This is a genomic window from Ferdinandcohnia jepli, from assembly GCF_047246645.1.
GTDB lineage: Bacteria > Bacillota > Bacilli > Bacillales > Bacillaceae_L > Ferdinandcohnia.
In genome coordinates this window covers 117,889-129,489 of record NZ_JBFOKR010000004.1, presented here as the reverse complement: position 1 = coordinate 129,489, position 11,601 = coordinate 117,889, and the positions used below count along the sequence as shown (strand labels likewise).

The 11,601-nt window shown below is 37.1% G+C and carries 11 protein-coding genes, 1 pseudogene and 1 riboswitch; of the genes and pseudogenes, 5 read left to right on the top strand and 7 right to left on the bottom strand.

Annotation, left to right across the window (positions count from 1 at the left end):
- Positions 1 to 155: 155 nt before the first annotated feature.
- The gene (locus AB3M96_RS05670) at positions 156 to 1,208 is read right to left on the bottom strand and encodes a M50 family metallopeptidase (RefSeq protein ID WP_412966610.1); all 1,053 of its coding nucleotides are present in this window, start codon (positions 1,206 to 1,208) and stop codon (positions 156 to 158) included.
- Between the two features lie 449 nt (positions 1,209 to 1,657).
- Between AB3M96_RS05670 and AB3M96_RS05665 the strand changes: the two genes are divergently transcribed.
- The 4 genes from AB3M96_RS05665 (at position 1,658) to AB3M96_RS05650 (ending at position 4,331) form a co-directional block, all read left to right on the top strand.
- Complete coding sequence (locus AB3M96_RS05665) at positions 1,658 to 2,026, top strand: hypothetical protein (RefSeq protein ID WP_412966609.1); 369 nt, start codon at positions 1,658 to 1,660, stop codon at positions 2,024 to 2,026.
- Between the two features lie 164 nt (positions 2,027 to 2,190).
- A complete protein-coding gene (locus tag AB3M96_RS05660; RefSeq protein WP_412966608.1) occupies positions 2,191 to 2,892 on the top strand; it encodes a YwaF family protein in 702 nt (233 codons plus the stop codon).
- A gap of 217 nt (positions 2,893 to 3,109) precedes the next feature.
- Entirely contained in the window at positions 3,110 to 3,883 is a 774-nt protein-coding gene (locus AB3M96_RS05655; protein WP_412966607.1) for a hypothetical protein, read from the top strand.
- Positions 3,861 to 4,331 carry a hypothetical protein gene (locus AB3M96_RS05650; RefSeq protein WP_412966606.1) on the top strand — a complete coding sequence of 157 codons (471 nt, stop codon included), beginning with the start codon at positions 3,861 to 3,863 and terminating at the stop codon, positions 4,329 to 4,331. Before AB3M96_RS05655 ends, AB3M96_RS05650 begins: the two co-directional genes overlap by 23 nt.
- A gap of 148 nt (positions 4,332 to 4,479) precedes the next feature.
- Here the strand turns inward: AB3M96_RS05650 and AB3M96_RS05645 are convergent, their stop codons facing one another.
- From AB3M96_RS05645 to AB3M96_RS05630, 4 genes are all read right to left on the bottom strand, one after another.
- Positions 4,480 to 5,808 (bottom strand): Na+/H+ antiporter NhaC family protein, encoded by a 1,329-nt coding sequence (locus tag AB3M96_RS05645; protein WP_412966605.1) that lies wholly within the window; start codon positions 5,806 to 5,808, stop codon positions 4,480 to 4,482.
- A gap of 60 nt (positions 5,809 to 5,868) precedes the next feature.
- Positions 5,869 to 6,759 carry an SDR family NAD(P)-dependent oxidoreductase gene (locus AB3M96_RS05640; protein ID WP_412966604.1) on the bottom strand — a complete coding sequence of 297 codons (891 nt, stop codon included), beginning with the start codon at positions 6,757 to 6,759 and terminating at the stop codon, positions 5,869 to 5,871.
- A 17-nt stretch (positions 6,760 to 6,776) separates the two neighbouring features.
- Positions 6,777 to 6,886: riboswitch (SAM riboswitch) on the bottom strand.
- Positions 6,887 to 7,003: 117 nt separating this feature from the next.
- On the bottom strand, positions 7,004 to 8,998 hold the full coding sequence (locus tag AB3M96_RS05635) for a S9 family peptidase (protein WP_412966603.1): 1,995 nt from the start codon (positions 8,996 to 8,998) through the stop codon (positions 7,004 to 7,006).
- A 245-nt stretch (positions 8,999 to 9,243) separates the two neighbouring features.
- Positions 9,244 to 9,750: a GNAT family N-acetyltransferase gene (locus AB3M96_RS05630; protein WP_412966602.1), complete on the bottom strand. Its 507-nt coding sequence runs from the start codon at positions 9,748 to 9,750 to the stop codon at positions 9,244 to 9,246.
- Positions 9,751 to 9,916: 166 nt separating this feature from the next.
- Between AB3M96_RS05630 and AB3M96_RS05625 the strand changes: the two are divergent.
- Positions 9,917 to 10,306, top strand: a pseudogene (locus AB3M96_RS05625) (hypothetical protein).
- A gap of 58 nt (positions 10,307 to 10,364) precedes the next feature.
- On the opposite strand, the gene AB3M96_RS05620 reads toward AB3M96_RS05625, so the two are convergent.
- Together AB3M96_RS05620 and AB3M96_RS05615 are read right to left on the bottom strand one after the other, a co-directional pair.
- A complete protein-coding gene (locus tag AB3M96_RS05620) occupies positions 10,365 to 10,619 on the bottom strand; it encodes a hypothetical protein (protein ID WP_412966601.1) in 255 nt (84 codons plus the stop codon).
- Between the two features lie 470 nt (positions 10,620 to 11,089).
- Positions 11,090 to 11,467 carry a hypothetical protein gene (locus AB3M96_RS05615; RefSeq protein WP_412966600.1) on the bottom strand — a complete coding sequence of 126 codons (378 nt, stop codon included), beginning with the start codon at positions 11,465 to 11,467 and terminating at the stop codon, positions 11,090 to 11,092.
- Between the last annotated feature and the right edge of the window lie 134 nt (positions 11,468 to 11,601).

The following is an 11,601-nucleotide window of genomic DNA, read 5'->3' as shown; positions in this document are numbered from 1 at the left end:
TTTCTTCCTTATTATTCACTATAGGTGTAGATTTGACAATATTTTTTCAGAATAGTTTAACTATAAATTTACATTTATTTGCAAAATTATTATCCTACTATTATTCAGTTATACAAAAAGAGAATCTATTTTTTGTTCAATAGATTCTCTTTCATTTATTCTACTTTCATTCTTTTTTCCAAAAGACTCGTCAAGGTTTTCTCAGCTTGAAAAAAACCATACATACCTTCGCTTTCGGAGATCATCTTCTTGACCTTATCTATGTATTCATTAGCTTTTGGTTCATCATTTTCTAAGAAAGCAATCATTGCTTTGCCCCTGGTAAAAGAAAATGGCTCTATATTGGAAAGCTGATTTTGTAATACTACGATTTCTTTTAGTGAAGGATTTTCCTGTAAAAATAGTGAGAGCTGCTGCATATGGATCAGGAACCCTAATTGAAATTGGTTTTTCTTAGTAATTGGAATCTCCCTATACTCCTTCATCGTATCTACCGCAGCTTGAAAGCCATGCTTTTCGATTTCGTGATAATAGATCAACATTGCATACTGTAGATTCTCGAGGCTAGCTTCCTTTTGTTTTGCCGCCTTTATATATTCCTGATTCCAATCACTCGGCTTCTTTTTCCCTAGTAACTCTCTCATAATCAGTAACTCATCTATTACCTTATGTGCTTTATCTTTATTTAATAGAGAAAGCAATACATATCCGTCCGTCTTCATGCTTCCTTTTAGAGGAACAATTGTTGCGATAAAAATTCCTGCATTCATTATCGTAAAAAAAAGTAAAAATTCATAAGTAAATATTATATAGAACATAAAGCTTAGTAACGTAATAAGTATTGAGGTTAAAGGGCCTCCCGCTGCAAAGGTTGCCCACTTCTTTATGAGAATTTCCTTCTTAACTTCCGGTGGCAGCATTAACGCTACTCCACCAAAAAATGTCCAATTCTTATTCTCCGTTACTTTGATTCCGCTACTTGTTTTTTCCACTTGAATAGGGCCAACTGTAAAAAATCCAAATTTAAATCCAGCCCTTTTACCAAATACAACATGACCCATTTCATGCAAAGCAATCGCAAGCCAGGCTGCAAAAATAAGACTTACAGTCAACAGCGTTGTTTCTTGCGTTTTTTCAATCGCTACAAATAGAGTGGCAAGTAATATTCCAATTACCGAAACCCATTTAGGTGTAGTTAATGATCTCATTACTTTCTCCTCCTTCCTTTACATCTCAATCCAACTCCCAGCAGGTAAACTGTTACATTCTGCTCCCTTTCCAGACCCAAAACACTTTCAAACAAACGCTTGTTTAAAAAATCAATCGACTGCTGTACATGACCCACACAGCTAAACAAACATTTGTTTGAATTAATAGTTTATGATTAGTACAGATTATGTTGAAATGTAGTTTTAAGGTTATATAACCGAGTAGTTCATAGGTATTACTTTTCACAAAACCAAATGACAGTTTCATATAATTAGACTAAAATACATTTAATACCATTTTTGTTATAGAAATACATACATAAGGTAATAATAGATTCATAAAATCTATTAATTTACATATATCTAGTAAAGGGAACTTTTCACCCACGCAAATCGTCTTATTTATAAGGATGTAATAGCACCACCACTACATAAAAGGAGTGATAACCATGCAATTAGTACCTGCAAAGTTCCGTGAACCACTCTCAAATTTCAATCTAAGTTTCAATTTCTATGAAAAGGAAACTTTACGCACTTTTTTCGTGACCTTCCGACTCAAATGCTATTTTCTACTCTTACTTTCACCAATCGGATTAGGCGCATCCGCCTATATTGCGCACGAAGCATTTCAAGCCGCAGGGTTTGGAACTGCTGTTGGTCTATTATTTTTAAGTCTACTACTTCTATTACCTTGGACGCTAGTGCCCGTCTTATTTTTGTTCATTTCATTCCCTGAAAAAAAATGGCAGCGAATTTTATCTTGGGTGTATGTAGGAATACTTCTTATATCGTACATTTATTGGTTAACGATCTTTTAATACTTATTCAAAAAGCCATTAATTCAATTTAGTGGCTTTTCTTTTGAACCTGACCTATGTCTTGAATATAAATCAAGTAAGTAGCCTGTCACCCCCTTCTAAACCGCCACATATACTGAATACACTAATACAACAACCAAATTCATAAAGAATGGGGTGGGGTCATGTTTTCGCCTACAGAAATGCAGACGTTTGAGATGTTTTCACTTCCGCATATTGCTGTGTTTTTGTTTTTTGTTGGTGTTTCTATTTTGCTTATTTTCTCAAGGAGAGTGCTCAGGCAATATCAGTCAATCATCAAGTGGACACTATTCAGTATTTTGGTCTCAAGCGAAGTTTCACATCAAATTTGGTTAGTCGCTACAAACCAATGGGAAATTGGCGACCTTCCATTACACTTATGTTCAATTAGCACATTCATATGTATCTATTTGTTCCTAAAGCCTAGTAAAAAAGCCTTTTATCTAGTGTTCTTTACCGGGTTACTTCCTCCAATTCTTAGTATGGTTACTCCCGAACTGTTCCATCAATTTCCTCACTACCGCTTTCTAAAATACTTTCTTCATCATGCTGCAATCGCTTGGTCCGTCATTTATTTTGTTGTGTATGAGGGCTACCGTGTTCCGAAAAAGGCCGTTTGGACAGCATTCTTCCTGCTCAATTTGATCGCCGTTCCAATATTTTTCATCAATCTCCTTCTCAACACGAACTTCTTCTACTTAGCAAATCCAACCGAATCTAAAACAATTCTTTCCTTCTTTGGGTCAGGGTTTATGTATTATATTAATCTTGAAATTGCGGGGTTGATTGTGTTTTATCTTACCTATCTTCCGATGGGGAAGTTGGCGAAAAAAAATGAGACTTGACAGAGTTTCTTACATCTGACCTGTTAATAGTTGAGACAACCACTATATAACGACATTTTAAAGGGACATTTGCCTTGTCCCTTCATTTATTGTCGAAAAGTAAGAAAAGTAATACGTATAAATTAGTAGTAGAAAAATAATACTTGTAGTAGGTTGCTGTTACAATTCATAACTTGCAGTTACTTGTAGTATTTGATATAGTGGGAGGTAAGAGGTGATGGTAATGCCTATTACAGAAATAGAAAAAAGAGTATATGAGGAAAAAATTCAGCTTTTAAAAAAAATGGACCTAAAAGAATGGGCCTCCATTAGTTTTTCGGATAAGTTATTCCGCCTTATTTTTATTAAAGCAGTACATAATTTAGTCGAAGAAAGTGGTAATACAAAAAAGAAAGTCTGGAGCGAGTCTATACTTCTTGATGACAATAATGCGGCAAAAGGGGCATTGGAGGAAATTTTACTTGAAATGGTTTCTGTTGCGAGTGTTCCCAAAAAAGGAAGAACACTCAAGGTTAAATTCAAGGAACCCCATGATTTTAAAGGGTACAGTACTGGTCAACTAGCAGCTTTTTTCAGTGTAAGTACTACTACCATTAATAACTGGATAAATGAAGGTCGATTTTTACGTGAATTAGATGATGGAAGTATGATTAAGGTAGAACGTAAGGCCCTTAACGAAAAAATAAAAGTCCATCCTGAGTTTTGGTTCGATGCCCCTTCGGGAGTACGTTACCAAGTGAAAGAGGCAGTTGCAGCATATGAAGAGGATTTAGAGGAATGGGAAAAGTCAAAACAGGAAAATACGGTAAATGAACAAAAACAAATTTCAGCTTATATTGAGCATTTTAAGAATAAGTACGACGGGAAAGATTTCAATACTGTTTTTGGGGATAGAGATTGGGACAACTTAACAGCAGAAGAGGAAACAGACGCTGCAATGTGGTCTTTCTTTATCCAGAGGTTAACAAATGGCGAAGACACTGGGAATTAAAAGAACAAACTTCAAACAGTTCGAAAGTTTAGATTTTCGAGATATTATTGAAGAAGTTAATAATATTTTTGGTGTAGAGGTGCCAGGACATCATGGTCCAAATGTTTCTGTTCAAGCCAAACGTATTCGTTTTAAACTTTTCCTAACTATCCCTTCCTTAAAATGCGTAGAATATATCGACAACCAAACAAATGAGATTATTGAATATTTTTATGACTGGGATGACAGCTCTGGAACTTTAATGAAATTCCACGCCCATTATCATCCAGATGAGGCACCTGAAAAAGTAAAAGAGTTTGATCCATTTCATTTACATCTTAAGGTAAATGAATTTGATACAGAAGCCAAAAGACGAGAACGTGATAATGAGTATAAGTGTTTATACAATGTACTTTTATTCATTAAGAGGCATGCCTACGTATCCAAGCATCTCCAAAAAAAGATATAAATTAAGATTAAATTGGATGTTACATATCGACCTAAATATCAATGGATAAAGCCATTAAGCGTATAACTTAATGGCTTTTATGTTTAATACTATTTATATTTCCTCAATTGAACCTAGGTGTAACAATGATATGCCCCCCATGCCTCACCTACGATACTTTTTTCACTGAATCAGCATTAGGCTGACCTTTGAACTTCGGAAACCCTATTAAAATTGCAATAACTCCACAAACACCAACTAAGATCGGATAAAAAGAGTATGGTACAAGGCTGGCTGGAGAGATGGCAGCTAAACCTGCAGCTGCTAATATTTGCCCACCGTAAGGGATAATCCCCTGGAATGCACATGAGAATAAATCAAGTAAGCTTGCTGACTTACGTGGTTCGATATCGTACTGGTCCGCGATATTTTTAGCAAGAGGACCTGTAATCATAATTGAAATGGTGTTATTGGTTGTTGCCACATCGGTGATACTTACTAAGCTTGCGATTCCGAACTCTGCACCTTTTTTCGATTTAATTCTACTAGTTACAAAGTGTAAGAGATAATCAATTCCACCATTATGCTTAATAAGTCCTACTACACCGCCTATTAAAAGTGCAACAATCGCTAGGTCCTCCATGCTGATGAGGCCATTCCCGATTGATTGTAGGTATCCTGTGAACGTAAAGCCACCTGTTGAAAGCCCGACTATTCCCGCAAACACGATACCGCCAAGTAATACTAAAATAACGTTTAACCCTGCAATTGCTGCTGCGAGAACTGCTAGATATGGTAGTACCTTTACGATTTCAAATGAATGGTCTCCACTAATGCTTGCACTGTTACCTGAAGTAAGTATAAATAGGATAATTGCTGTAATAATTGCCCCAGGTAGCACAATTAAAAAGTTAACCTTGAACTTATCACTCATTTTCGTTTTTTGAGTTCGAACAGCAGCGATTGTTGTATCCGAAATCATTGATAGATTGTCACCAAACATTGCTCCACCAACTACCGTTGCCATTGTAAGAGCCATTGAGATATCAGTTTGTTCAGCAATTCCGATTCCGATTGGTGCTAACGCAACAACAGTCCCCATCGAGGTACCCATTGAAATCGAGATGAAGCATCCAATAACAAACAAACCAACTAGTAAAAGATTTTCTGGTAAAAATGAAAGACCAAGGTTAACAGTTGATTCAACTGCACCCATTTCACGTGCTACACCTGCAAATGCACCTGCCAACACAAAGATAATACACATTAAAATAATATTCGAGTCTCCTGCACTTTTACAAAAAATCTCTATTTTATTAGAAAAGCTTTCTTTACGATTCATAACTAACGCGATAACTGCCGCAACAAGAATTGCAACGTTTAAAGGCAATATCGAAAAGTCCTTTGCAATTACACCTACACCGATAAAAAGCAATACAAAAACAAATAGTGGTAAAAGGGCTAGTAAACTACCCTTATTTACGTTCTGCTCTGACATTCTACGCTCATCTCCTCTTTTACTGTTTACTTTTATACTTTCTTTTATCTAAAGAGCCACCTAGGACATTGTCATGCCGCCGGTTACATTTATTCCTTGCCCCGTCATATAATCGGAAAACCTTGAAGCCAAGAAAATCACCACATTTGCCACATCTTCAGGTTTTGCTGTTCGGCCAAGTGGTACTTGTGATATATCCTCCATTTCAATTGCATGGGCGTCTAAACCTCTTAACTCCCCGCCAATTACACGCTCTCTTCGCTTCATATCTGTTTCAACTATTCCAGGGCAAACCGCATTTACATTGATTTGGTGTTTTGCTAATTCAATTCCCATTACCTTTGTAAAACCTAAAACGGCATGCTTAGACGCAACATAGCTTCCCATTAATCGATAGCCATTCTTACCTGCTTGTGAAGCGATGTTGATAATTTTTCCGCCTTGACCCTGTTCGATAAGATAGTGAGCGACGGCTTGGCTCCAGAGATACACGCTTTTTGCATTCACATCCATAACCCGCTCCCAGTCCGCTTCTTTTATGTCTACAACATAATCCATTGAGGATACTCCTGCGTTGTTGACCAGAATGTCTAATCGTCCAAAGTGTTTTATCGTTTTATCTACAAATTCCTGGACGAGATCACTCTGGGTGATGTCACCTTGTAAATATAGTAGATTTTTAGATTGTGATTCAGGCGGTGAGGCAAGATCGATGACAGCCACTTGTGCACCACATTCAAGCAAGGCATCAACGATCGCTTTACCAATCCCCTTGGCACCACCAGTGACAATTGCCACTTTTCCTGTCAAATCCATAACATACATATCACTACCTCCTTTCTCTTCACCAACTATTTCAATCGTTTTAATCAGAATTGAACGTGAGAAGTTTTCAAAATCTACGTTCCATGAACATAAAAATGCCTCTCTAGATAGAGAGGCATTAATCAACTATAGAAGCTGCGCCTCTCTTATCTTTCAAAACAAACGTTTTGCAGGATTTAGCACCTTTTCATGTGTCAACATGAACGGTTGCCGGGTTTCGTCGGGCCAGTCCCTCCACCACTCTTGATAAGAGAATATACAAAAATATTAAACTAATTTTATTGTTTTTAAGTTTAAATGATACTACCTAAAAATGTCAATGAAAATAATTCGCGTTAATAAGACAAGTACCTGTCGTCCCATCACAAAATTACAGTCTCTCGTCAAACCACCCAATCAAATGATTCAAACGCTCTTGACGGTGTTTCGGCTTACCTGAACGAGATAGGTCATGGTTTTCGTCAGGGAAGCGGACGAATTTAGTATCTACACCTAATCGCTTAAGCGCAATATACCACTGCTCAGCTTGCTCCATTGGACAACGTAGATCCTGTTCACTGTGCAGAATAAGTGTTGGCGTTTTAACATTGCGTGCATATGTTAACGGCGAAACCTTCAATAACTTCTCCACATCATCCCATAAATCCGCATGTCCATGCTGCCACTCTGTGAAAAAGAACCCAATGTCACTTGTTCCATAGAAGCTGTGCCAGTTACAAATACTACGTTGTGTAACAGCTGCTTTGAAACGGTCTGTACGAGTTACGATCACGTTCGTCATATATCCACCATAGCTTCCGCCAGTAACAAAAAGGTTATCTTGGTCAATGAAGCTATATCTAGTTAACGCATAGTCAACTCCAGCCATGATATCTTCGTAATCCATGCCGCCGTAATCACCGATCACCGCATTTACAAAATCATGACCATAGCCATGGCTTCCTCTTGGATTTGTGTAAAGCACTACATACCCCTTTGATGCCATTAATTGCATTTCATGGTGTAACCCATTTCCATATGCAGTTGCTGGACCACCGTGAATTTCAAGGATCATCGGATATGTTTTTCCGTCTTCAAAACCATATGGCTTTAGTATCCAACCCTCGATATCCTTGCCATCTGTGCTCTTGTAAAAGAAGTTTTCAGGCGTGCTTAAATGCACCTCACTATATAACTCTTTGTTCCAATCAGTTAGCTTCGTTACATTTTTCACATTGTTCAGGTCTTGCGTTACAACATCTCCAGTTGAGTGTGGATTTCCTAGAACAAGAACAGCTAGGTCTTCACTTACAATGTCGTAAGAAGTAACGTTCGCTACTGATGGAGAAAGTGCAGCTGATACTTCGCCTTCAAGATTCACCTTAAACAACTGGCAGTCCCCGCCAACTGTTGCCGAGAAGTAAATGCCAGTGCTCGTAGAATCCCAGATTAAACGTGACTCTGCAGTATCATACTTCGCATCAACACCTACTAGATTCCCAACTGTATAATCAAACTGCTCTGTTAGGTTCTTCAACTCACCTGTTTCAACTGAGAATAGAAGCACATTTGTATTCCCTTGGCTTCTTTCCCCACGTGTATGCCCCGCTACTGCAAGCCACTTTCCATCCGGTGATACAGAAGGTGCCATTAAGTAACCATTTCCTTGATAAAATAACGTCTCTACCTTTGAAGCAATATCGTATTTCCAGATTGCTGGCAGATAGCCCCATTCTTTATCTTCAGCCTTTGTTGCAATATAGAATAAGCTTTTTCCATCAGGAGTAAAACGCACCTGACCGAAATCATATTCTCCGTCAGTTACCTTTGTATATGACTTTGTTTCAACATCAAATAAATAAACATGCTTGCGATCCTCACCGTAAATACCAACTCCATCACCTTTGTAACGAAGTCTAGTAATTACTTTTACATCGCTTTTTTCTTCCTTTTTCTCTTCATCTTTATCAGTGGAAAGCTTTAATTCTCCGCTCACTGTAACAGCTAACTGCTTTCCGTCCGGAGACCAAACGAATTCGCCAACACCCTGTTTCACATCTGTCAGCTGAACCGCTTCCCCACCATCAGTATGTAATAGCCAAACCTGATTTTTACCAGTACGGTTTGAACGGAATGCAAGCGCGCTACCATCCGGAGACCACTTTGGAGCAGCATCCTTCACTAAACTATCCTTTGAAAAATGGTACGTAAACTGTCTACCTTCACCGTTTAAGTCTGTTACATAAATATGAGAATAATAGCCATCCTTCTCTGTATCCACCTGCGTTAACACATACGCAACTCTGTCCTTACTCGGAGAAACCTGAGGATCTCCCACATATTTGAACTTATTCAAGTCTTCTGCAGTAATCGGTCGTTTTGTCATGTTCCATACCTCCATATGTAAAAAATCTATGAATCTATCATAACATTTCGAGTAACGAAATAAAACGAATTTTTTCAATAATTCTGTCAGTGGAGTTTCCACACAGATAATTTCTGCTATTACTCAATTAACGTTCCGCTTTTTTCCAAACCCCACTTCTTCATTAAGTGATTTACCTAATGAAAAAGGAACACAAACAAACCTATTTGCAATAATCAAATAGGTTTGTTTATGTTTATTTCTACTCAACTGATCTCCATCTCATAATAAGGCTCTTCCTGATTTGTATCTTCAAACCACTTCATTCCCTTATAGGTAAAACCAATCTTTTCTAAAATCTTTAAAGACCCTGCATTCTTCAAATCAGCAGAGGCATATATCTTCCCTACATTTGGCACCTTTTTAGCATAATCAATGCAGGCTGCAGCAGCTTCTGATGCGTAGCCCTTACCCCAACTAGCTTTTGCAAAATGGTATAGTAACTCAACCGTTTCAAGAGAAGTTCGCACATTAAAGCCTGCTGCTCCAATGACTCTACCGGACTCTTTTTCTACAACCCCATATACCGAAAGGCCTTTTGCAGCATGGCAATCCCCATATGATTTCAGTACTTTTGGTAAGATCTCGTGTGGAGTGGCACCATTACAATGCTCCATTACTTCCTCATCTCCCCAAAAAGCTTGGGCATCTTGGGCATCTGTTTCTTCAAAAACCTTTAGCAACAATCGATCGGTTTCCGCAATTATCTCCATATCTATTCCTACTTTCTATTTATTTATCTTTAAAATTCGCTATAAAAATGGAAGATTCCTTCTATCCTAGTAGTCTTCTATGACTAATTTATTCTATTTCTGTATGGTAAAATACAAAGTTATTGTATACTCGATAGAAAGTGTGTATTGATCGGAGGTATTAAAAATGGAACGAAAATGGAGTATTCGCCTAATTCGATTCGCAGCAATTTTTGGCGTAATTGGTACGTTTTTAGGCTCGCATATGTCTGGAAATATGGATTATGCGTTACGACCGATTCACGCTCATATTTTACTAGTAGGGTGGTTGTCTGTATTTGCCTGGGGTATATTTTATCGAGTCTACACAATTAAACTCAAAAAACTTGTGGCCATCCACAGCATTACTGGAATGGTTGGAGCCTTTGGATTAACGGTAGGCATGTAGATGTACAACCTGAACCCTTTTGGTTTACATGAAACCTTTGTTTTAGTATTTTTCATCTTGGGTGGAAGCTTATTGCTGCTCGCTTTTTTCTTATTCGTACCGATTACTTTTTTAATTGAAAAAGAATAGTAGTTTAAAAACGTAGCAGAGATGATTCTACTACGTTTTTTCGAGCTCCCATGGTTTGTTACTTATCCGATATTTTTTCTATAGCAGATTTAATCTTCCCGGCAGTTTGATCCGAACCTTCCGTGTAAAAAAGCAAAACGTTAGAACTCACATATTCTTCATAAGGCTCGAGACTAGCAGCAGCCGTTGCTTGTTCAAACTCTTCTTTACCTTGTTCACGTTCCTTTGAAGAAGGGAAAACATAGATGGATAATGTGCCCTTATCTAATGTGAAAACTTGTGGTTTCACCGCAACTAAACCCAGTTGAAACACATTATTCTCGTTTATTGTTGTTTCTTCTAAGGCGATTCCCTCGCCATCAAAAGACGCAAGAACCTTATCTATTGTTAAACATTTTCTACATGGCTAGACTCTTCTAGTAATATTTCTTTTTTAGTATCACTCATGCAACCACCTAAAAGTAAAACTATTACCAAACTAAGTAACCATCTCATAAATCTCCTCCTAATCGGACACAGGTTATTTTCTACCGTACTTCTTTATACATTTGACGCTTTTAGTTATAAAAAGTTCCATTTCAAGCTATATTTTATCTATTATCTATAAAATATTAGCCATCAAATATGAATACCTATCTTTAATGCTGACTAATCCTGCATAATTGCTTATTAATTTTTATAATTGCATACTAACCCTGAATAATTGCTTATTAATTTCTATAATTGCATACTAAATGAATTAATTGCTGATTCACTTAATTTTCTAATTCTATACGTGCTGTTCTACCCTACCAAAAAATAAGACCTCAACACGAAAAAAGCTGCCCCCAAGATCATAATTGAACCTATAGCTATAATAATTACCCCACCCTTAGCATTCTTAAGTTCAAATTGTTCTGCACCATCAATAACGTACCCTAGACCCATTAAGAAAAATGCTATATATCGCAATATAGGAATGTCATAAAATACAATCGATATGAATAGGAAAAAGTAGCCGATATAGGATAGCATATGTAGAAACAGGTAAAATGGGTTTACCCTTAGTTCCTTTTTGAATTCTTCTTTTTGTTCATTTGTAAAATTCTTATATTCTTTTCTAGCTAAAAAGATTACATACACGAGTATTAAGAAAACTGCAGATATTTTAAACCAGAGCATCTTTTTCCCTCACCCTACTAAAAATGTAATATTTTTCTAATAGTAATGATTCGACAGGAAAAGAATTTGTTCCTTTTTTGTAAAAAGATTTTAAGGATACTCTTACTATACAACCGACATTAAACTAGCAACCC